Origin of the sequence: Clostridium novyi NT, from assembly GCF_000014125.1 — a bacterium.
Taxonomy (GTDB): domain Bacteria; phylum Bacillota; class Clostridia; order Clostridiales; family Clostridiaceae; genus Clostridium_H; species Clostridium_H novyi.
Map to the genome: position 1 here is coordinate 408,548 of NC_008593.1, position 25,085 is coordinate 433,632.

The 25,085-nt window shown below is 28.5% G+C and carries 15 protein-coding genes; all 15 read left to right on the forward strand.

Annotation, left to right across the window (positions count from 1 at the left end; all coding sequences use genetic code 11):
- The first annotated feature begins 4 nt into the window (after positions 1-4).
- Complete coding sequence (gene whiA, locus NT01CX_RS02075; RefSeq protein ID WP_011721377.1) at positions 5-958, forward strand: DNA-binding protein WhiA; 954 nt, start codon at positions 5-7, stop codon at positions 956-958.
- A gap of 10 nt (positions 959-968) precedes the next feature.
- Positions 969-2,264 carry a DRTGG domain-containing protein gene (locus NT01CX_RS02080; protein WP_011721378.1) on the forward strand — a complete coding sequence of 432 codons (1,296 nt, stop codon included), beginning with the start codon at positions 969-971 and terminating at the stop codon, positions 2,262-2,264.
- Between the two features lie 215 nt (positions 2,265-2,479).
- Complete coding sequence (gene asnA, locus NT01CX_RS02085) at positions 2,480-3,499, forward strand: aspartate--ammonia ligase (protein ID WP_011721379.1); 1,020 nt, start codon at positions 2,480-2,482, stop codon at positions 3,497-3,499.
- A gap of 243 nt (positions 3,500-3,742) precedes the next feature.
- Positions 3,743-4,426 carry a response regulator transcription factor gene (locus NT01CX_RS02090; protein WP_011721380.1) on the forward strand — a complete coding sequence of 228 codons (684 nt, stop codon included), beginning with the start codon at positions 3,743-3,745 and terminating at the stop codon, positions 4,424-4,426.
- A gap of 4 nt (positions 4,427-4,430) precedes the next feature.
- Entirely contained in the window at positions 4,431-5,846 is a 1,416-nt protein-coding gene (locus NT01CX_RS02095) for a sensor histidine kinase (protein ID WP_011721381.1), read from the forward strand.
- Between the two features lie 84 nt (positions 5,847-5,930).
- The gene (locus NT01CX_RS02100) at positions 5,931-6,773 is read left to right on the forward strand and encodes a DUF3919 family protein (RefSeq protein ID WP_011721382.1); all 843 of its coding nucleotides are present in this window, start codon (positions 5,931-5,933) and stop codon (positions 6,771-6,773) included.
- A 51-nt stretch (positions 6,774-6,824) separates the two neighbouring features.
- Positions 6,825-7,829 (forward strand): ABC transporter substrate-binding protein, encoded by a 1,005-nt coding sequence (locus NT01CX_RS02105; protein ID WP_011721383.1) that lies wholly within the window; start codon positions 6,825-6,827, stop codon positions 7,827-7,829.
- 35 nt (positions 7,830-7,864) lie between these two features.
- A complete protein-coding gene (gene glpT / locus NT01CX_RS02110; protein ID WP_011721384.1) occupies positions 7,865-9,217 on the forward strand; it encodes a glycerol-3-phosphate transporter in 1,353 nt (450 codons plus the stop codon).
- A 201-nt stretch (positions 9,218-9,418) separates the two neighbouring features.
- Positions 9,419-10,273 (forward strand): pyridoxal 5'-phosphate synthase lyase subunit PdxS, encoded by an 855-nt coding sequence (gene pdxS, locus NT01CX_RS02115; RefSeq protein ID WP_011721385.1) that lies wholly within the window; start codon positions 9,419-9,421, stop codon positions 10,271-10,273.
- 151 nt (positions 10,274-10,424) lie between these two features.
- The gene (locus NT01CX_RS02120) at positions 10,425-13,358 is read left to right on the forward strand and encodes a collagenase (RefSeq protein WP_011721386.1); all 2,934 of its coding nucleotides are present in this window, start codon (positions 10,425-10,427) and stop codon (positions 13,356-13,358) included.
- Between the two features lie 235 nt (positions 13,359-13,593).
- Positions 13,594-17,097 (forward strand): DNA polymerase III subunit alpha, encoded by a 3,504-nt coding sequence (locus NT01CX_RS02125; protein WP_011721387.1) that lies wholly within the window; start codon positions 13,594-13,596, stop codon positions 17,095-17,097.
- Positions 17,098-17,356: 259 nt separating this feature from the next.
- Positions 17,357-18,316, forward strand: a complete 960-nt coding sequence (gene pfkA, locus NT01CX_RS02130; RefSeq protein ID WP_011721388.1) for a 6-phosphofructokinase — start codon at positions 17,357-17,359, stop codon at positions 18,314-18,316.
- Between the two features lie 47 nt (positions 18,317-18,363).
- Positions 18,364-19,785, forward strand: coding sequence for a pyruvate kinase (gene pyk, locus NT01CX_RS02135; RefSeq protein ID WP_011721389.1), 1,422 nt, complete (start codon positions 18,364-18,366; stop codon positions 19,783-19,785).
- A 231-nt stretch (positions 19,786-20,016) separates the two neighbouring features.
- On the forward strand, positions 20,017-21,435 hold the full coding sequence (gene rlmD, locus NT01CX_RS02140) for a 23S rRNA (uracil(1939)-C(5))-methyltransferase RlmD (protein ID WP_011721390.1): 1,419 nt from the start codon (positions 20,017-20,019) through the stop codon (positions 21,433-21,435).
- Positions 21,436-21,455: 20 nt separating this feature from the next.
- Positions 21,456-25,076, forward strand: coding sequence for an Eco57I restriction-modification methylase domain-containing protein (locus NT01CX_RS02145; RefSeq protein WP_242648497.1), 3,621 nt, complete (start codon positions 21,456-21,458; stop codon positions 25,074-25,076).
- Positions 25,077-25,085: the final 9 nt, after the last annotated feature.

Sequence of the window (25,085 nt, forward strand, 5' to 3'; positions counted from 1 at the left end):
AGACATGTCATTTTCTTCAAAAGTAAAAAATGAGATATGTAGATATACGGAATTAAGTAGAGAAGAAGCCATAGCAGAACTTTCAGGAATAATGAAAGTAAGTGGAACTTTAGGATTTAGTGGTGATATGAAAATGAATTTTAGAGTATCAACAGAAAATCCAGCCATTGCAAGACTTACATTTAAACTACTTAAAGATCATTTTAATATTCACACAAAAATATTTGTGAAAAAGAGCAATTCATTAAAGAAAAATAATATATATTTAGTTGTTATAGATAATAATATGGGTGTTAAAGACCTTTTAAAAGAAGTTGGAGTACTAAAAGAAGAAGAGGGAATGATAACTTTAGATTATAGTGTTCCTGAAAGAATGGTTAGAGATGATAATTGTAGAAGAGTATTCATAAGAGGAGTATTTTTAGGGGGAGGTAGCATAAGCAATCCTGAAAAAACATATCATCTAGAGTTTGTAACACACCATGAAGATTATGCAAAAGAATTAAGTGAAGTAATCAACACATATGGTTTAAACTCAAAAGTTATTCAAAGAAAAAGTAGCTTTGTAATATATCTAAAAGAGGGAGAACAAATAGTAGACTTATTAAATATAATAGGAGCTCATGATTCTCTTTTAGAGCTTGAAAATGTTAGAATAATGAAAGAAATGAGAAACAATGTTAATAGATTAGTTAATTGTGAGACGGCCAATTTGAGTAAGACTGTAAATGCTGCTGTAAGACAAATAGGAAGTATTAAACTTATAGAAGAGGAAATTGGATTACAAAGACTTCCAGAAAATTTAAGAGAAGTTGCAGAACTTAGATTAAATTTCCCAAATGAATCTTTAAAAGAACTAGGACAAATGTTAGATCCTCCGGTTGGTAAATCAGGGATTAATCATAGACTTAGAAGAATAGAAAAAATAGCGGAGGAATTAAGAAAAGAAGGAAAGTAGGAAGTTTTACATGTCAAAACACGAAGAAATAATAAAGCACATATCTACTTTAAGTGTTGGAACAAGGATATCTGTTAGACGTATAGCAAGTAAGTTAAGTGTTAGTGAAGGAACTGCCTATAGAGCTATTAAAGATGCAGAAGTGTTAGGTATTGTTTCAACTATACCTAGAGTTGGTACAGTAAGAATTGAAAAAGTAAAAAAGAAGAATATAACATCTCTTAGTTATGCAGAAGTTGTAAATATAGTTGATGGAACTTTACTTGGAGGAAAAGATGGTATTCATGAGAGATTGAACAAATTTATAATGGGTGCCATGCAAGTAGAAGATGCTAAAAAGTATATGGTTCCAGGATGTTTAGTTATAGTAGGAAATAGAGAAGACATGCAAGAAGAGGCACTTAAAAATGGATGCGCAGTATTAATAACAGGTGGATTTGATTGCAGTGATAGAATAAAGAAAATAGGTAACGAAAGACAGTTACCTATAATATCCTCTACATATGACAGCTTTGCAGTAGCGACTATGATAAATAGAGCAATATCAGAAAGTTTGATAAAAAAAGATATTGTACTAATTGAGGATATAATGATTACAGATCCTATATATGTTAAATTCGATGATACTATAGAGAACTTTAAAAATATTATAGAAAAAAATAAGCATCAAAGATATCCAGTGGTGGACAATAACAAAAATGTTGTTGGAATTATAACCATAAAAGATTTACAAAAGCAAAATGATAATAAGTTAGTGAAAGAAATAATGAGTAAAGAGCTAATAACTGTAACTGAAAAAACTACAGTTGCTTATGCTGCACATATAATGGGATGGGAAGGTATAGAATTATGTCCAGTTGTACAAGGAAGACAACTAATAGGAGTTGTAAGTACAGAAGACATATTAAAAGCTATTCAACATATATCAAGACAACCTCAAGTTGGAGAAACATTAGAAGACTTAATTCTTAAAAACTTTCAATATAAAGTAGAAGATGATGTAATGCATTTTACAGGAAAAATAATACCTGAAATGTTGGATCAATTAGGAACAGCTTCATGGAGTTCTATGAATATGTTACTATCTACTGTTGGAATACTAACTTTAAGACATAAAAATAGCATTAATATATCTGTAGATAGTATAGTTACTTATTTTATGAAACCTGTGCAAATGGACAGTATAATTGATATATTTACTAAAATTATAGATATGGGAAGAAATTTCTGTAAAGTTGAAGTAAATATCCATAAGAAAAAAGAATTAATAGCAAGATGTATGCTTTCGGCAAAAATATTAAGATGAAATAAATTTCCTTTATCTTTTAGGTAAAGGAAATTTTATTTTATTATTAAATCAACATTATAGTGTCAAAAAATAGGGATAAAATAATAAAATAATAATAAAAATGGCATAATATTATTAAATAATTAAATATTATCAAATATAATTGACATATTAAAAGTAGTCAAGTATAATTTTTATTAAATTGAAACGGAGTAGTATAAGGAGGATGTATTATGACAACACAAAAGAAATTCATAGTCAAAGAAGGATATAAATCAAGTATGGATTTAAAGAAAACAGAAATAGCTATAAAACAGCTTAAGGATTTTTTCGAAAGAGAGCTTGCATATAAATTAAATTTAATAAGAGTATCAGCTCCATTATTTGTAAAAGAATCTAGTGGGCTTAATGATAATTTAAATGGTATTGAAAGACCGGTAGCATTTGATGCATTAGATATAAAAAAAGAAGAAATTCAAATAGTACATTCTCTAGCTAAGTGGAAGAGAATGGCTCTTCATAGATATGGATTTAAACCAGGTGAAGGATTATACACAGATATGAATGCTATAAGACGTGATGAAGAATTAGATAACATTCACTCTATGTATGTTGACCAATGGGACTGGGAAAAGGTTATAAAAAAAGAAGATAGAACTGAAGCAAAATTAAAAGAAATAGTAGAAGGAATATATGAAGTGTTCAAAAGCACTGAAAACTTTGTAAGTGATAAATATCCTGAAATAGATAAAACACTTCCAGAAAAAATAACATTTATAACTTCACAAGAATTAGAAAATATGTATCCAAACTTAACACCAAAGGAAAGAGAAAATACCATAACAAAAGAAAAGGGAGCAGTATTCCTAATGAAAATAGGAGATACATTAGCATCAGGAGAAAAACATGATGGAAGAGCTCCAGATTATGATGATTGGAGTTTAAATGGAGATATATTATTCTGGTATCCTGTTTTAAACTGTGCGCTTGAGTTATCTTCTATGGGTATTAGAGTTGATGAAGATGCACTAAAATATCAATTAAAGAAAGCTAACTGTGAAGAAAGAGCTGAACTTGAATTCCACAAAATGCTTTTAGAAAAGAAACTTCCTTATACAGTAGGTGGAGGAATTGGTCAATCTAGAATATGCATGTTCTTCTTAAGAAAAGCACATATAGGTGAAGTTCAAGCATCAATATGGTCAGAAGATGTTATTAAGGAATGTGAAGAATTAGGTATAACTTTATTATAGAAATTATTAAAATACACAGAACTCTATTTGGGTTCTGTGTATTTTTTACGAATATTTTTAAAATTATTATAGGTATTTTGAAAATGTTTAATTGGTGATATAATCATAGCACAAGTGCTTTTGTAATCTTATGTTAAAATTAAATAATTATAGTCATAATGCGACAATTATTTGTTTTTATAAGTCTTAAAAAATACAAGCAAGTAATTAAAAATAAATCTGTTTTGAAAAGGGGTATGGGAAATGAAAATTTTATTAGTAGACGATGAAGAATCACTTTTAAACTTAGTAAAAATAAATCTTATGTTTGAAAACTACGAAGTTATCACTGCAGAATGTGGAAAAACTGCAATAGAACTATTTCAAACTCAATCCCCAGATTTAGTAGTTTTGGATTTGATGCTTCCGGATATAGATGGGTTTCAAGTTATTCATGCAATCCAGGAAATCAACAATGAGGTTCCAATAATAGTTCTTAGTGCTAAAAATCAAATAAATGATAGACTTTTAGGATTACAGTTAGGAGCAGATGACTATATAACAAAACCTTTTGACAGTAGAGAATTAATATTGAGGATTAGGGCTATATCAAGAAGAATAAACAAGGCTAAATTATTAAGTAATAAAAAACAAAGTAGCATTATTGAAAAGGGTTTTATAAAAATAATGAAAGATGAAAGACGAGTTTTTATTGACTCAAAGGAAGTTATATTTACTCATATTGAATTTGAGATGTTAGTTCTTATGGTAAAGAATTCATATAAAGTTTTTACAAGAGAAGAACTTTTAGATAAAATATGGGGATATGATTTTTCAGGAAACACAAGAGCTGTAGATATTCACATTAAAAGAATTAGAAAAAAATTATTAGAGCACGAGGACGCTATAAAAACTATATATGGGGTTGGGTATAGATTCGAGGTATAACATTATGAAATTTGGAATTAAAAGAAAAATACTATTTATGAATATTTGCGTTTTGATAATAGCCATTGTAGGAATATATGTTGTAACAATATATGAATTATATACTAGAATAACAAACAACTCTATAGAGATGTTAAAAAAAGAAAGTTATAGTAGCCAGGCTTTTGTTATGGAATACTTGCAAAATGAAAATAAGGACGACATAGAAAAGGTTTTAAATGATATGAGTCCTTTTATTTCAAGCTATTTATCTAGTAAAAGTAAAGTTAGAGTACAAATGTATAACAAAACTTCTATTATAGGAGACTCAGAAAATTATCCAACTATAAAAAGAGACAGTGACGTAAATGAGGCATTAATGGGAAAAAAAGCGTACATCATAAGAAAAATAAGTGGACAATATTATGTGTTATTTTCAAGTCCCATTTATAATAAGGAAGATCAGATTGGATGCATAAGATATGTTTATAACTTAAAAAACGAAAACAAAATAATATTAGATACAGTTATAAGTATGACTTTTTTTACTATAATTTCAGTATTAATTTCTATATTTATGAGTAATTCATTTTCAAATGAAATAGTAAAACCAATAGTTATGCTTCGAAAACTTGCAAGACAAGTGTCTCTTGGGGATTTTTCTAAACGATTTAAAATAAGCAGTAATGATGAAATAGAAGATTTGGCGGAATCATTTAATATAATGTCTAACAACATAGAAAACATGATTGCAAAATTAAAGGAAGAAAAAGAAAATCAAAAAAGATTTTTAGATAATATAACACATGAATTTAAGACACCTGTTGCGGCTGTAATGGGATATTCAGATTTACTTTTTAGAGTTAAAGATGAAAAAGATACAAAAGAGTGTATAAAGTACATAAAAAAGAGTAGTGATAGATTATTAAATCTTGTTGAACAATTGTTAGAGTTATCAGTATTAAATAAAAATCAATTTGAACTTAATACTGAAACCACAGATATAAAGCCTATAGTAGAAAATGCTGCAATGCTATTAAAGCCAAGAATGAGTAAATTTGGTATAGATATAGACATTAATATTGAGTCTAAAAATATAATTGCAGATGTAAAAAAGACAGAGCAAGTTATATTAAATGTTTTGGATAACGCTATAAAGTATAGTGAATGCGATAAGATTTTAATAAATATGGACTACAATGAGGAATTTGTGAAATTATACATAAAAGATGATGGACAAGGCATACCAGAGAAAGATTTAAAAAAAGTATTCGAGCATTTTTATACTGCTCATAAAAGTTTACAGAATAAGCATGGGGGAAGTGGTCTTGGTCTTGCTATTTGTAAAGAAATTATGACTAAGCAGTTTGGAGATATAGAAATGCAAAATGAAGATGGAGCAAAAGTAATTTTAACATTTAAAATTGATTTTGACATGTAACCGTTACAATTTTGACACAATTATGATGAAATTATGAAAAGATTAGAGAGTATTATAATAAATAAGATAAGGTGAAGTGACGTCATGACAAGCTTTAAATACAAAAAAATATTATGCCTATATATTATATCATTTTTAATAATGATAATCATGGGTATATATCTAAGGAAGTCAATAAGTAATAAATTAGTTGTATTTGATGATAAGGAACAAGTGATTCAATATTCATCAAATTCTATTCCTGTAAAGATTGAACTTTATAGTAAAAGATGGGGCAAGACATCTATAACTTATAATAATTCATTAAAGGAATTTTGGGATATTGTTGAGTCTATGCCTAGAAGTAAAAACTTTTATGGATCTACTAAAATTGAGAATTCACCCAATGACATAATAGGGACAATTTTCTACTTAAATGGAAAAAGAAGTACTATGTGTTTAAATCATAATTTAAAAATAGATGATAGTTATTACGGTGGCGAAAGAGGTTATGCATATATAAATAGATTAAGAAATTATATCAATGATATTATGTGTACACCATCTATGCTTGCATCTATTGTAAACGATAAGAATAAAGTCATAATCGAAGATAAATTAAGTGAAGCTAGTAAGTGTGGAAGCAATGATAAAACTTTAATTAAAAATGAAATCACTAAGTTAAGAAGAATTAGCAATAATGAAAAACTCCAAAAAACAATAACAAGCAAGGGAAAGCTTAATTATCATATAAAGATATATATGGAAAACTCCAATGGAAGTAATATTAATTTATCCAAGATAAAACAAGATAATTATGACATTATAAGTATAAGCGTTTATGAAAATAATTGTGCAGTTATTAGAGATTATGGTAATGATACAGTGGACACTTTTTGCATGGAAGGTAATTTGACTAATGTTTGCAAAAGTATATTAAAACGTTAATATACAAATGGGGGAATTAAAGTGAAGATTAATAAGAGATATTTTAGTCTTATGTTGTTTAGTTTATTAATTATATTAACCGGTATAATTGGGTTTAATTTACTTCAAAAGTCTAGTAACCGTTTACCTAATTTTAAGGGAAAAAAACTTTTAGTTTATGTAGCTTTTAATGAAGATGAAGCAAAAGTATTACTGGAAGGGTTTAAAGAAAAAACAGGATGTGATTATTCTTTTTTAAGATTTCCAACTGAGGAAGCAGCAGAAAATGTAGTTAGGGAAATACAGTTTCAGAAGGCTGATATATTTTTAGGGGGAACGGCTGATGCTATTGAGCTACTAAAGAATAATAACTGTTTAGATAAATATGTCATTGAAAATACCAAAAAAATATCAGAACAGTACAGAGACAATGACGGTTATTGGACAGGTCTTTATATAGAACCTCTTTCTATAGGAATAAATGAGGAAAGATGGAATAAAGAATTTAAAGATTTAAAAAAACCAACTAAATTAGAAGATTTATTAAATCCTAGATTTAAAGGAGAAATCGTTTTACCTGACCCTAGAACATCTGGTACAGGATATACTTTTTTATCTTATATAGTGCAGAGCATGGGAAAAGATAAAGGACTAGAATTCTTTAAGAAATTAAAAAATAATGTAGGTCAATTTACGGATAGTGGATTTACACCAGCAAAAAAGGTTGGACTGGGAGAATATCTATTAACAGTAGATTTTATAAATCAACAGTTAATAGTAAAAAATTCAGGATTTAAAATAGAGTCCATTGTTCCAAAGGATGCAGGATGGACTATATGTCCAGTAGCAAAAATAAGGAATAGCCAGAATGAAAAGGTTGCCAATGCTTTTATAGAGTATTGTACAAGCAAAGAAGCCATGGAAGCATTAAGAGAATTTTCAATGGCAATACCTACAACTAATGATAACGCAGATAATAAGAATACTGAACTTTATAAGTTGAGTAGTACATATAACTTTAATAAAGCAGCAAAGGATAGAAGTGAACTTTTAGAAGAATTAAAAAAGATTATGTAAGGATAAACAATAAGATGAAGAGAGGATGAATTTATATGAACTTATTTAAACCAGCACCTCATGTTGATCGATTACCTAAAGAAAAAATAGATGCTAGTTATAAAAGATATCGTATACAAGTATTTTTAAGTATATATATTGGATATTTAACATTCTATTTTGTAAGAAGTAACTTTTCAGTTGCTAAAATGTACTTAGTAAAAGAAGGATTTTCAATAGCACAATTAGGATTTATAGCATCTGGACTTGGAATTGCTTATGGTATAAGTAAATTTATCATGGGAAATGTATCTGATAGGTCGAATCCGAGATATTTCTTGGCAGCAGGACTTATTTTATCAGGTATTGTAAATGTTCTTTTTGCAACAACTACTAGTAATATAGTTATGTTTGTTTTAATGTTACTTAATGGATGGTTCCAAGGTATGGGATGGCCTCCATGTGGTAGAACAATGACTCACTGGTTCTCAGATAAAGAACGTGGAGTTAAGATGTCAATTTGGAACACTGCACATAATGTAGGTGGCGGACTTATAGCTGTAATCGTTGTCTATGGTGTTAATACTTTTGGAGGTTGGAAGGGAGCATTCTACTTCCCAGGAATCATAGCTATCGTTGTTGGTATACTATTCATGATTTTCGCAAAAGATACTCCTCAATCTGTAGGATTACCTCCAATTGAAGAATATAAAGATGATTATCCAGACCTTGTTGTTGAAGTTGAAGATAGAGAAAAAGAATTATCAGCAAAAGAAATATTAGTTAAGTATGTATTAAAGAATAAATTCTTATGGTTTATAGCTTTTGCAAACGTTTTTGTATACTTTGTAAGATACGGTGTAGTAAACTGGGTACCAATATACCTTGAACAAGTAAAACATTTTTCAGTAAAAGAATCTACATTAGCATTTTCATTATTTGAATATGCAGCTATACCAGGAACTATAGTTGTTGGATGGTTAAGTGATAAAGTATTCCATGGAAGACGTGCACCAATGGGTGTATTCTGTATGATAGGTGTTATTGCAGGAGTATTCGTTTACTGGAAAAGCTCAAGCGTTATGTCTATTAATATAGCATTATCTTTAATAGGAGCATTAATATATGGACCAGTTATGTTAATCGGAGTTAGTGCCCTTGACTTAGTACCTAAAAAAGCAGCAGGAACTGCAGCAGGATTTACTGGATTATTTGGTTACTTAGGTGGCCAAGTATTAGCAGAAGCAGCAATGGGAGCTGTAGTTGATAAGTTTAGCTGGAATGGAGGATTTATCACATTAATGGCTTCAGCAGCATTAGCAATAGTATTCTTTGGACTTACTTGGAATGTACACGATAATTCTAAGGAAGAAGAAGCAGAATTAGAAGTTTCATGTGAAGGAAATTAGTTATCCAAAAAATAAATACAACTACAAAAAAGGAGATGCCTTAATGGTGTCTCTTTTTGTATTACAAATATTTAAAAATAGTGTGGTGTTTATAATGTATCCATACAATTGACTTATGGTAAAATTTGAGCGAAAATATATACATACTCATGAGAATAAATATTGTACGTACAATGTATTTAATAAATAGGGGGAATCAAATTGAATACTAAGTGCGAAGTAAATGAAAGATTAATTGGCGGAGTTATAATGGATGTTGTAAACAAGGAGCAAGCTAAAATTGCTGAAGAAGCAGGAGCAGTTGCTGTAATGGCATTAGAGAGAGTACCATCCGATATAAGAAAAGAAGGTGGAGTATCTAGAATGTCAGATCCTAAAATGATAAAGGAAATTATAGATGCAGTTTCAATTCCTGTAATGGCAAAGGTGAGAATAGGGCATGTAGTTGAAGCACAAATTTTACAAGCTATAGGAATTGATTATATTGATGAAAGTGAAGTATTAACTCCAGCAGATGATTTGTTTCATATAAACAAGAAAGAATTTAATGTACCTTTTGTTTGTGGTGCTAGAAATCTTGGGGAAGCTTTAAGAAGAATTGGAGAAGGTGCTTGTATGATAAGAACAAAAGGGGAAGCAGGTACTGGAAATGTAATTGAAGCGGTAAGACATATGAGAACAATTCAATCTCAAATAAGAAAACTTAAAGTTATGCCTAAAGAGGAACTTATGATAGCTGCAAAGGAACTGGGTGCACCTTATGATTTGGTTGAATATGTAAGAGAAAATGGGAAGCTACCTGTTATAAATTTTGCAGCAGGGGGAATTGCAACACCAGCAGATGCAGCACTTATGATGCAACTTGGTTGCGATGGTGTGTTTGTTGGTTCTGGAATATTTAAATCAGAAAATCCAACTAAGAGAGCTAAAGCTATAGTTGAAGCCGTTAAAAATTATAATAATCCTTTAAAAATAGCTGAGGTTTCAGAAGGATTAGGTGAGGCAATGACTGGGCTTGAAATAGATAAGTTAGATGTGACATTTGCGGAAAGATAATAATATTATTAAATAAAGTAAAAAAATCAGAAAATTTTCTGATTTTTTTACTTTATTTATTTAAATTTATATATTTAGTTCGAATATTATTAATGGAAAAAATTATAACATGTTAATAATTCAACCAAAGAAAAATTTAGGGGGTACAATAATGAAAAGAAAGATGTTAAAGCTTATGTGCAATTTAATAGCTGTAGGATTAGTTTCAAGTAGTTTATCAGTAAACGTTTTAGCAGTAGATAATATTCAAAATAATATTGTTGTAAGTAGAGAAAATACTATTAATAAAAAATATTCTATAGGTGAATTAGAAAAGTTATCAAATGAAAAACTTATAGATACTCTTTCAAAGATAAAGTGGAATGATATAACAGATTTTATGCAATATAATGATGGAGCTAGAAAATTTTATTCTGATTACAGTAGGGTACAAGCTATTATAAATGCAATAAAAGAAAGAGGCTCACAATATACTGAAGAAAATGATAAAGGTATTCCAACATTAATAGAGGTTTTAAGAGCTGGATTTTATTTGGGATTCTATAATAAACAATTAAGTGATTTTGACAGTATAAAGTATAAGGAAAGATGTATTCCAGCGATTAATTCTGTAATAAATAATTCTAATTTTAAATTAGGTACACCTTGTCAAAACGAAATTATAAAAAGTGTAGGATTATTAATAAGTAATACTACATGTGATGAGAAGATAGTAAATAAGTTAACACCTATATTAGTTCAATATAATAGTAATGTGGATGAAAATGTTAAAGATTATACTAAAGGACAAGCTATATATAATATTATAGAGGGGGTTAGCTATTCTATAGAATCATACTTGGATAAGTCCAATGTTAAAGTAGATAATACTGTATGGTTTAAAAATATAGATGGTTTTATTAATGAAGTTTCAAAACTTTCTTTAATAAATAATATTACAGATGATAATGAATGGCTTATAGATAATGGTATATATTATAGTGGAAGATTAGCTAAGGCTCATAGTGATATGAGAGTTCCTCAAAAAACATTAGAAAAAGCATTAGAAGTATATCCATATTTAAGTGATCATTATTTAAAGGCAGTAGAGACTATAGCATATAAATTTAATGGTACAAAGTTAGATGGAAGTAAAATAGATTTAAGTAATATAAAAGAAGAAGCAAAGAAAAAGTATACTCCTAAAACATATAAATTTGATAATGGTAGTGTAGTTATTAAAGCAGGAGATAAGGTTTCAGAAGAAAAGATAAAAAGACTTTATTGGGCATCTAAAGAGGTAAAGGCTCAATTTCATAGAGTAATTGGAAGTGATAATCCATTAGAAAAAGGGCATCCAGATGATATACTAAATATAGTTATTTATAATAATCCAAAGGAATACAAAGTTAATACTATTTTGTATGGATATAGTACAGATAATGGTGGTATATACATTGAAAATAAAGGAACATTTTTTACTTATGAAAGAACAGAGAAGGATAGTATTTTTAGCCTAGAAGAATTATTTAGACATGAGTTTACGCATTATCTTCAAGGAAGATACTTGGTTCCAGGTATGTGGGGTGTTAGTGATTTTTATAAAGGTAATAATTGTAGACTTACTTGGTTTGAGGAAGGCTCAGCGGAATTTTTTGCAGGAGCTACAAGAAAAGATAATATATTGCCAAGAAAATCAGAAGTAAAGGGAATATCATGGAGTCCTGAAAGAAGATTTAGTGTAACAAAGCTTTTACATTCTCAATATGGATCCTTTGATTTCTATAATTATGGATTTGCATTTAATGATTATATTTATAATAACAAAAAAGATATATTAAATAATTTGGTTAATTATATAAAGCAAAATGATGTTAAAGGATATGAAAGTTATATAGAAAAATTAAGTGCTAGAGAAAATCTTAATAAAAAATATCAAAATCATATGCAAAAGTTATTTGAAAACTATGATAACTTAACAACGCCATTAGTATCAGATGATTATTTAAAAGAACATCCGAATAAAACTTCAAAGGAAGTTTACTCTGATATAGAAAAGACTTGTAATTTAAAAGATATTAAGATATCAGAAGAAAAAGGAGAATTTTTTAATACATTTACATTAAGAGGAACTTACGAAAAATCTACGAGTAATGATGAGATGCAAGATTGGAATGATATGAACAATTTATGCAATAAGTTTTTAAATGATTTAGAAAAGCTTAACTGGTCTGGCTATAAAACTTTAACTTGCTATTTTGTAAATCCTAGAGTAAATAAATTAGGAAATTTAGAGTATGATATAGTATTCCATGGAATACTAAAAGATGAGGTACATGTAACTGATAATAAAAAGGATCCAGATACTAAAAGTTCAAAAGATGTTAAAGAAGATGGTAAAACTATAAATGAACGAAAATCAGAAGTGAAAAACGGAAGTTCTTTTGAAGATGCTATAGGACCAATAAAATCAAATAATATTTTAGGTACTTTAAAAGAAAATTATAAGCAAATATATTATTTTAATATAGATAAACCAACAGATATAGATATAAACTTAGAGAATAAAAGTAATGAAAAAATAGCATGGAAGGTATATAGTGAAGAAAATATAGACGATTGCATTGGATATCCTAATATTAATGGTAAGTTTTTAAATGGAAAAATTCATGTTAGTAAAAAAGGTAAGTATTATTTAGTTGTATACAAGTACTCAAAAGAAACAGTAGATTATAACTTTAAAATAGATGGACTTAATGATGAGGAAATGGTAGCTGAATCAGAACCCAATAATTGCTTTGAACAAGCTAATAAGTTAAAGTTAGGTGATACAATATTAGGTGAAGTAAGTAAAAATGATTATATGGATATATATACATTTGATATAAAAGACAAAAGAGAAGTAAGTATAAATTTATCTAAACTAGGTAGTGGAGAGATTAATTGGCTAGTATTCAGTGCTAATGATTTAACTAACTATAAGTTCTATGCATTAAAGAATGGAAATAATATGAGTAATAAATTTATTACAGAGCCAGGAAAATATTATATAAGTGTATATAAGATAAGTGAGAATGGTGGAAAGTATAGTTTAAGTATAAAATAATTTATAAAGGTATAGAGAAACTGTTGAAGAAACTGTTGATAAACATAATTTATCAACAGTTTTTTGTATGTAAATAACTAAAAATTTAATATTATGTGTTAAAATCTAATATATGATATTTTAAAATTAAGTTTATTATTTAAAATAGTTTTAAAATTTAAATATTAATCTTTTAGGTAACAATTAAAAATAACATTAATATATAAGTTATGTTTATTAATATAAGGAGGAAAATATGAAAGGACAGAAGTTCGTTCATTTACATACCCATACAGAATATAGTCTGTTAGATGGTTCCGGTAAAATTGGTGGATTAATAGAAAGAGCAAAAGAATTAGGTATGGATAGTTTAGCAATAACGGATCATGGAACTATGTTTGGATGTGTAGATTTTTATAAAAAAGCTAAAGAAGCTGGAATAAAACCTATTATAGGGTCGGAAATATATGTAGCTTCAAAGTCCATGAATATTAAAAGAAATGATAGAGAAAATAAAAATCATCATTTAGTTCTTTTAGTAAAGAATGAAATTGGATATAAAAATCTTATGAAAATAGTATCAAAAGCAGCTATAGATGGATTTTATTATAAACCAAGAGTAGATCATGAATATTTAAGGGAACATAGTGAAGGACTTATAGCACTAAGTGCTTGTCTTGCAGGAGAAGTTTCCTATAATTTATTAAATGGAACTAAAGAAAAAGCAAGAGAGGTTGCTTTATTTTATAAAGATATATTTAAAGATGGCTTTTATTTAGAACTTCAATATCATGGAATAGATAAACAACTTAGAGTAAATGAGATGTTAATAGAATTATCAAGGGAGTTAGATATTCCACTAGTTGCAACAAATGACGTTCACTATATAAAAAAAGAAGATGCAAAATCTCATGATGTATTACTTTGCATTCAAACAGGAAAAACATTAGATGATACAGATAGAATGAGATATGAACCTCAAAACTTTTATTTAAAATCACCTGAGGAAATGTACGATACTTTTTCATATGTACCAGAGGCTTTAGAAAATACAGTTAAAATAGCTGAAGAGTGTAATTTTGATTATGTATTTCATGAGTCTAAACTTCCAAACTTCCCACTTCCAGAAAGTAAGGATCATTTTGAATATATGAAAGAGTTATGTTACAAGGGACTTAAAGTTAGATATCCGGAAATAACTCCAGAGTTAAAGGAAAGACTAGAATATGAACTTGGGGTTATAAAGCAAATGGGGTATGTAGATTATTTCTTAATTGTATGGGACTTTTTTAGATTTTCTCATGAAAAAGGAATAATGACAGGTCCAGGAAGGGGTTCAGCAGCAGGGTCCCTTGTTGCCTACACTTTAGGAATTACAAAGATAGACCCAATTAAATATAATTTAATATTTGAAAGATTTTTAAATCCAGAACGTGTATCTATGCCTGATATAGATTCGGATTTTTGTTACGAAAGACGTGGAGAAGTTATTGATTATGTAGTTGAAAAGTATGGAAAAGATAATGTATCTCAAATTGTTACATTTGGAACGATGGCTCCTAGAGCTTGTATAAGAGATGTTGGAAGAGCAATGAATTATTCTTATGCAGAAGTAGATAGAATAGCTAAAATGATTCCAACGGTGCTTGGTATAACAATAGATAAAGCATTAGAAATGAATCCAGAGTTAAAAGAAGCTTATGACATTGATAGTAGGGTAAAAGAACTTATAGATGTAGCAAGAGATCTTGAGGGACTACCAAGACATACATCAACACATGCAGCTGGTGTAGTTATAGCATCCCAACCACTTGTTAATTATGTGCCACTTTCTAAAAATGAAGAAGCAATAGTTACTCAATTTACAATGACAACACTTGAGGAACTTGGACTTTTAAAAATGGACTTTTTAGGACTTAGAACTTTAACAGTTATAAGAGATGCAATAGATCTTGTTAAGAAAAAGACTGGGACTGAAATAGACCTAGATAAAATAAATTTCGAAGATGAAAATGTATATGCAATGCTTGGAAAAGGAAAGACGGTTGGTGTTTTCCAATTAGAATCAGCTGGAATGACAAACTTCATGAAAGAGCTTAAACCAGAAAGCTTAGAAGACATAATAGCTGGAATAAGTCTTTACAGACCAGGTCCTATGGCGGAAATACCAAAGTATATAAAAAATAAAAACAACCCTAAAGATATAGAATATTTAACACCTAAGCTTGAACCAATATTAAATGTAACTTATGGAGTTATGGTGTATCAAGAGCAAGTTATGCAAATAGTTAGAGATCTTGCAGGATATTCTATGGGAAGAAGTGATTTGGTTCGTCGTGCCATGTCTAAAAAGAAACATAAAGTCATGGAAGAAGAAAGAAAAAACTTTATATACGGCATTGAAGATGAAAAAGGAAATGTAATAGTACCAGGATGCTTAAGAAATGGTATTAGTGAAGAAGTTGCAAATAAAATTTATGATCAAATGATGGACTTTGCAAGTTATGCATTTAATAAATCCCATGCTGCGGCATATGCAGTTGTAGCCTACTACACAGCTTATTTGGTTTATTATTATCCAACAGAATTTATGGCGGCGATTTTAAATAGTGTAAGAGGAAATAGTGATAAAGTTGCAGCTTATATAAGAGCAGCAAAACAAATGGAAATAGAAGTACTGCCTCCTAAGATAAATAAAAGTTTTGGTAAATTTACTGTTCAAAATGGTAAAATACGCTTTGGATTATCTGCTATAAAAAATGTAGGTGAAAATGTAGTTGATAATATAGCAAAGGTTAGAGAGGAAAAGGGAGAATTTAATTCATTTGTGGACTTTTGCAACAAAATTTCATCAGGAAGTATAAATAAGAGAATGGTTGAAAGCTTAGTTAAAGCAGGAGCCTTTGATTGTTTTGGAATTTACCGTTCACAAATTTTAGCTGTGTATGAAAAAATAATAGATTCTGTAGTAAATCAAAGAAAGAAAAATATAGATGGACAAATGAGTTTATTTGGAAGTTTTGATGATGAATTTAAAGATACGGAAATAAAATATCCTGCCATAGACGAGTTTGATAAAAAAAGTAAATTAGCAATGGAAAAAGAAATGACAGGTCTATATTTAACAGGTCATCCACTAGAAGATTATGAAGAAGTACTAAAAAATAGAACTAGTGCAAAAACTACTGACATTATAGTAGATGAATCATTAGAAGAAGAACTTATAGATGAAGTAACTCTTCATATTGAAGAACAAAACTCAAAAATAAAAGATGGCGATAAAGTAATAATAGGTGGACTTATCACTAATGTAACTAGAAAAATAACAAGAACAAATAGCATGATGGCTTTTATAACTTTAGAAGATTTATATAGTTCTATTGAAGTTATAATATTCCCAAAAACTTTAGAACAGTTCAATAAAATAATAATGGAAGATGAAATTGTACTAATAAAGGGAAGAGTTACAAAGAGAGAAGATGAACAACCTAAAATTATTTGTGATTATATAGAGAGAGTATTTAATTTCTCATCAAAAAAACTTTATATTCAAATTGAAAATAAAAAAATGCTTTCACAAACTAAGAGTGACATAAAAAAAATTGCTATTTTAAATAATGGGAATATACCAATATACATCTGTACAAAAGAAGAAAGAAAAAAATTTTTAATATCCAGAGAATTTTGGATTAATGAAAATGAAGATGTTTTAAAAATTATTAAACAAAAATATGGTGAAGAAAACGTAAAGCTTTTATAAATATTAATTATCTAAAAATATATAGTATATTTATCATAAATAAAAACAAACTAAGGATGTACAAAATATATATAATCTAAATATAAAAATTAATAAAATTGAAAGAATTAACGCTAAATTTCCTATTTTAATTAAATTTTAAATGCAAAATTATAAATATGGTGGTATACTATTCATAGCTAATAAAAAACTTAAAATTAACAATTTACATGCTTTATGGGATAAAAAATGTCCCAGTGTTTTTGGGAGGTAATAAGTGATGAAAACAATTGCCGTTTTAACAAGTGGTGGAGATGCACCTGGAATGAATGCTGCAATTAGAGCAGTTGTAAGAACAGGATTAGACAAGGGTCTAAAAGTAATGGGAATACAAAGAGGATACAGTGGTTTAATAAACGGAGAAATTTTTGAAATGCACCGCTACAGTGTTGCCGATATAATACATAGAGGCGGGACAATTTTAAGAACAGCTCGTTGTGAAGAATTTAAGACAGAAGCTGGAAGAAAAAAAGGTGTTAATATTTTAAAAGCTTTTGGTATTGATGGAGTTGTTGTAATAGGTGGAGATGGATCTTTCCAAGGAGCACAATTGCTATCAAAATTAGGAGTTAAAACAATAGGAATACCAGGTACTATAGATAATGACCTAGCATATACAGATTATACTATTGGTTTTGACACTGCCACTAACACAGTTTTAGATGCTATCAATAAATTAAGAGATACTTCATCTTCTCATGAAAGAGTTAGTATAGTTGAAGTTATGGGAAGAGGATGCGGTGACTTAGCACTATTCGCAGGAATAGGTGGAGGAGCTGAAAGCGTAATCGTTCCAGAAAAAGAATTCAATGAAGATGAATTATGTAAAACAATATTAGAAGGTAAGTTAAGAGGAAAACTTCACAACCTTATCATCTTAGCAGAAGGTGTAGGTGGAGGAGAAGCTCTAACTAAAAAAGTTCAAGAAACAACAGGAATACAAACTAGATTAACAACTTTAGGACATTTACAAAGAGGAGGAAGCCCTTCTGCATTTGATAGAATTCTAGCTTCTAGATTAGGAGTTAAAGCTGTTGAATTATTACTAGAAGGAAAATCTTCAAGAGTAGTTGGTTTACGTAATAATAAGGTAGTTGATGATGATATAGATGAAGCGTTATCAATGAAAAGCAAATTTGATGATGAACTATATGATATAGCAAAAATACTATCTTATTAAAATATAAATATAAAATAAAAATTAACTTAAAGGGGAGTAAGTGATTTATGCAAAGAACTAAGATGGTTTTTACAATTGGACCTGCAAGTGAGAACAAAGAATATTTAAGAGAACTTATTTTAGCTGGAATGAGTGCAGCTAGACTTAACTTTTCACATGGTGATTTTGAAGAACATGGTGCAAGAATTAAGACTATAAGAGAATTAAGAAAAGAATTAAACAAGCAAGTAGCTATAGTTCTAGATACTAAAGGACCTGAAATCAGAACTAAAGAATTTGATGGAAAAGTACAATTAGTTAAAGGAAGCAAATTCACTGTATATTGTACAGAAGACGTAATGGGAGATGCAACTAAATGTAGCATCACTTACACTGAACTATACAAAGACGTTAAACCAGGAAACACTATCTTAATAGATGATGGTTTAGTAGCTCTTACTGTAGAATCAATCGAAGATACTAAAATCCACTGTGTAGTTGCAAACGACGGTGTTGTATCTAGCAAAAAGGGAGTTAACGTTCCAAACGTAAGCATCAAACTTCCAGCTATCACTGAAAAAGACAAGGGAGATTTAATCTTCGGTTGTCAAGAAGAAGTTGATATGGTTGCTGCTTCATTCATAAGAAAAGCAGATGATGTTAAAGCTATAAGAAAAGTTTTAGAAGAAAATGGTGGAAGCCACATAAGAATATTCTCTAAAATAGAAAACCAAGAAGGTGTAGATAATGTTGATGAAATATTAGAAGCATCTGATGGTATCATGGTAGCTAGAGGAGACATGGGAGTTGAAATTCCTATAGAACAAGTTCCAATAGTTCAAAAAATGATAATCAACAAATGTAACAAAGCTGGAAAACCAGTTATAACAGCAACACAAATGTTAGATTCTATGATCAGAAACCCAAGACCAACAAGAGCAGAAGCATCAGACGTAGCAAACGCTATATTTGATGGAACAGATGCTACAATGCTAAGTGGAGAATCTGCAAACGGAGATTACCCAATCCAAGCAGCTCAAACTATGGCTAGAATAGCTCAAACTGCAGAAAAGTATGTTGATCACAAAGCTGCTCTAGAAAAGAGAAAAGCAGAAAAAGTAACTAATGTAGCAGACGCTATAAGCTTAAGCGCTTGTGAAGCAGCTATGGAATTAAACGCTGCTGCAATCATCGTTCCAACTAAATCTGGAGCAACTGCTAGAATGATCGCTAAATATAGACCAGCATGCCCAATCATCGCTGTAACACCAGAAGATAAGATAACAAGAAGATTATCTTTATCAAGCGGAGTATATCCAATAACTGCTACAGCATTCAACTCAACTGATGAAATGATCGAAAAATCAGTTGCATTTGCTAAAGAAGCAGGACACGTTAAAGATGGAGATACTGTTGTTGTAGCTGCTGGACTTCCAATACATGAATCAGGCACTACTAACATGATCAAAGTACACGTTGTAGGAAAATAGTAATAAAAAAATTTAATTAGAAGCTTTAAATATTGAAATTATTTTGGTATAATCATAATATTATTGGTTAGAATAATTCAATATGAAAGCAACTGATTCCATTTTGGCACCCTTATTATAAGGGTGCTTATTTTTGTTTATATTAAATTATTATAAAATACATTACTTTAATGCAAAAAACAGTTTATAATATACAAGAGGATAAAACGAAAAAGAAAGGTAGAAGATTTAATGAATAAAGTTATACCTGTTGAAAAAAATAAAGAATATATTGTAGAAATTTCATCTCTAGGTTTTGAAGGAGAAGGAATTGCAAAAATAGATAATTATACAATATTTATTAAAGATGCATTAGTTGGGGAAAAGGTTAAGATAAAAATAGTTAAGGTAAAAAAGAATTTTGCCTACGGAAAACTAATTGATATATTAGAGGAATCAAGAGATAGAGAAAAACCAGTATGTGATATTTATAAAAGATGTGGTGGATGTAGCATTCAACATTTCAATTATAAATCTCAATTAGAATTTAAGAAAAACAGAGTTAAAGATTGTTTAGAGAGAATAGGAAAATTAGAAGTTTCTATTAATAATGAAGAAACTGGTAACGGTTGTGATGAAAATAAAGGAATTATACTTCATGATACACTAGGAATGAAAAATCCTTATAGATATAGAAATAAGGTTCAACTTCCTGTTGGAGAAGAAAATGGAGAAATTAAAGTAGGATTTTATGCTCCAAGAAGCCATGACATAATTGATATGGACATTTGTCATATACAAGATGAAGTTGGAGATACTATAGTAAGTTTAATAAAACAGTGGATGAAAACTTACAATATAAAACCTTACAATGAAGAAAAAAACACTGGTATTGTAAGACATATAATGGTTAGACGTGGCTTTAATACAAATGAAGTTATGATTGTTTTAGTTACTAGAACAAATGAATTACCACACAAAGAAGAATTAGTAGAATTAATATTAAAGAAAATAGACGGAATAACTAGTATAGTTCAAAACATAAACTCTAAAAAAACTAATGTAATATTAGGATTAGAAAACATAACTTTATATGGAAAGGACTATATAAGTGACTATATAGGTGAATTTAAATTTAATATATCACCGTTATCCTTCTTTCAGGTTAATCCAATACAAACAGAAGTATTGTACAATAAAGCATTGGAATATGCAGCATTAACAGGAAATGAAGTAGTATTTGATGCTTACTGTGGAACAGGAACAATATCACTATTCCTATCTAAAAATGCAAAAAAAGTATATGGTGTAGAAATAGTAGATGCAGCTATTGAAAATGCAAAAATAAATGCAAAAGAAAACAACGTAGATAATGCTGAATTTATAGTTGGTAAATCAGAAGAAGTTATACCAAACTTAATTAATCAAGGAATAAAGGCTGATGTAGTTGTAGTAGATCCACCAAGAAAAGGCTGTGATAAAGCACTACTAGATGCCATAGGAAACATGAAACCAGACAGAATAGTATATGTATCCTGCGATCCAGGCACACTTGCAAGGGACTTAGCCATTTTAGGTGAATTAGGATATGCAACTAAAGAAGTTCAACCAGTTGACATGTTCCCTCAAACAGGTCATGTTGAGTGCGTAGTGAAGCTGGAAAGAAAATAATTAGTTTTTAATACGTTTTTATGCAAGTTATAATATATACAAAAATAATGTTCGTAGGTGATAAAATGAGCTTAAGTATAAAATGTAAAGAAGATTTACTCCAATTTTTTATAGATGAATTAGGTTATAAAAATAATCCATATTTTAATTATGATAAATCAAAAATTAAACTTAATAGTATTGATGAAATTAAAAGTGTACATCTTTTAAGTGATACGTTAGATTTTAAGATATGGATTTTTGAAATGGAAGTTATAAAAACTGATACAATGAATAAGGTTGCAAGTAAATTATATAATAGTAACCCGTTTGAATATAATTTATTAATTTTTTCTAATAAAACATATAGTGAAATAACATTTTTACATTATTATAAGGAGGAAAAAGAAAAATTAAAGATAAGAAGACTTAATATTGAAGACTGTCGGTTTACAAGGACTGATTTGGATATTTTATATTCAATAGGTATTAAAAATAAAAAAGTTATAGATGATCTTGATATAGAATTAGAGTATAGAAAAGCATTTGATATAGAGGAAGTTACCAAGAAATTTTTTGCTGAATTTAAAAGAGAAATTGACAATATTGAAAAGCATGTATATGGACTTGAAAATAAACAAGATAGAAGAAACTATGCTGTTCTTTTAGCAAGCAGACTAGTGTTTTTATATTTTATTCAAAAGAAAAAATGGCTTAATGGAAAAAAAGACTTTTTATTTGATAGGTACAAGTACTGTATAAATTCAACACCACAATTAAATTATTTTAATGAAATACTAGAACCTTTGTTTTTTGATTGCTTAAATACACCAATGGATGTAGGAATGATAAAAAATAGAAGTGAAAAAGCTAAAAAGTTATATGAAAATTTTGAATCACAGACAGATATAATATGTGATTCTCAGTATCAAGGAATTCCATATTTAAATGGTGGATTATTTGAAAGACATCCTAAGTATGAGATTGATACAAAAATAAGCATAGAAAATAATGTTTTTAAAGAAATTCTTGAAAATTTGTTGGAAAAATACAATTTCACAGTAAGAGAAGATTTGGGATATGATGCAGATGTAGCTGTGGACCCAGAACTGTTAGGAAGAATATTTGAAAATATGATAAATTCAGAGGAAAGAAAAACTACAGGTAGTTTTTATACCCCAAGAGCAATTATTAGTTATATGTGCAAACAAAGTATAAAAGAATATTTAATTCAGAATTTAAAAAATATACAGTCTCAAAAGATTATTTATTTGATTGATAGCATAGAAGAAGAAGGAATATACTCAAAAGATAGAACTATAACAGTAAATAAAACGACAAAGGGAAAAACTATTGTTGATGGAAGTACATATTTAATGACAAAAGATGAAATGCAGCGCATAATTATTTTACTTGATAATGTAAAAATTTGCGATCCGTCAGTTGGGTCAGGTGCGTTTATATTGGGAATGTTGCAATTGCTTGTTATATTAAAGAAAAAGTTAAATTATTATTGTTATAATAAAAATATAGATTTATATGAAACTAAAAAAGAGATAATAAAAAATAATTTATATGGAGTTGATATACAGGAAGGGGCAACGGAGATTGCACATTTAAGATTATGGCTTTCTTTAGCGGTCGAATATGATGCTAAATCTATAGAAGATATAAAACCACTTCCAAATTTAACATATAAAATTATGCAGGGAAATAGTTTAATATCTGAATTTGAAGGTATTGACTTTGATGAAAGAATATTTAGCATTAAAAATAACATACATCAATTAACTTTGTTTCCGGAAATATTTAGGGAACATTTTAGTATAATAATTCAAAATAAAGAGCAATATTTTTCAGCAACTGCAAATAAAAAACAACTTGAAAAAAAGATATTTGAATCCGAATTTAATTTAATAAAGGAAATACTTAAGCAGGTAAATAAATTTGAATCTGATGAACAAGTTGAAGAAATGTTAAGATATCAAAAAGATATGTTTTTTTCATGGGGATTAAATTTTTCGGATGTTTTTGTAAATAAAGATAATAATGATAGAGGATTTGACATTATCATTGGTAATCCACCTTATGTAAATACAAAGGATGTAAATAAACTAGAGTACAAGAAGGTTTTGGAGAAAACATATGGTTTTAGAGATGATTTATACAATCACTTTACGTTTAAAGGGTTTAGATTACTTAAAGAAAATGGAACATTAGCATTTATTACATCAAATACATTTTTAACTATTCAAACAAAATTAAATATGAGGCAATTACTTCAAGAAAAGCATTTAAAAGAACTTATTATAACACCTAAAGCGTTTCAGGCTTTAGTTGATACTGCTATATTTATAGTAAGAAATAAAGATATTAAAAGTAGCTATGAATTTGACTTTATAGATGCTACAAAGGCGTCGGTGGAAGACTTTTACAATATGGATTCATTGTTTTTAAAAAATGACATTATTAATAAATACAATGTAGAAATAAAAATATTTAGAAATAATCTTATGAAAGTATTTTTTAAACCAGATAATATAAATATGCAGATTTATAAAAAGCATATTTCAAAAATTAAAAAGCTTTATGATATGTGGTGGAATAAAATAAGCACAAGTAGGGAGATCAAAAATAATAAAAATGAATTAAATGAATATAGAGAAAATTTAAAAGCAGGGGACTTTACTTTACTTGGATTAATTACTGATGGTGGAGTTGGACTTCAAACAGGGGATAATGGAAAATTTGTTGGAGTTATAGAAGGAAGCAAGTGGGCTGAAAAAATTAAGCAGTCTAGAATTAAGAAATTCTATGAAGCAATAATTAAAAAACAAATAAATAGGCAAAAGTTCATAGAAATTTATCCTCAATACTCTAAGATTACAACTAAAAATAATGTTGAAGAATTTTTAAAAGGTTTATCTGAATATGAAATAAGAAGTCTTTTTGATGATTTAAAAGAGAAATTTGGTAGGGATGTTTTTGGGCAAGGATATTTATTCAGGATTATATCTAAAGAAGAAATTGCTGATATATATAAATTAACTGATGAAGAAAAAACTATTGGAATTCTTGATGATAAAAGAATATATGCACCTTATGATAAAGGCGATAAAGATGGAAATAGATGGTATTTAGAAACTCCTTATTATATAAATTGGAGTAAGCCAAGTGTTGAATTTTTAATGAATAATTCGGGAAAAAAAGGATCAGGAATGCCAGTAGTTAGAAATAAGGATTATTATTTTAGAGAAGGTTTTTGTTGGACAGATGTGAATTCAGTATATTTAAAATCAAGGATAAAAACAATAAGTGTTCATGATGTTTTAAGTATGAGCTTATTTAGTATGCTAAAAGATAATGTTATTACTGAAAAATATATAGTATCTTTAATTAATTCTAAATTTATGAGCGAATTTGTTCAAGAATTTTTAAATGGTACTTCACATTTTCAAATTAATGATGCTAGAAAAGTACCAGTAATTATTCCAAATAAAAAACAATTAACTTATATAAATAATATAGTTGATGAAGCTATGCAAATTAAGAAGAAACAATTTAATGGAGAAATATCTGAAAAGGAAACTAAAGATAAGTTAGATGAGATTCAACAAAAGGTAGATGACTTTGTGTATAAACTTTATGGCATAAATATTTAGGAGTGAATA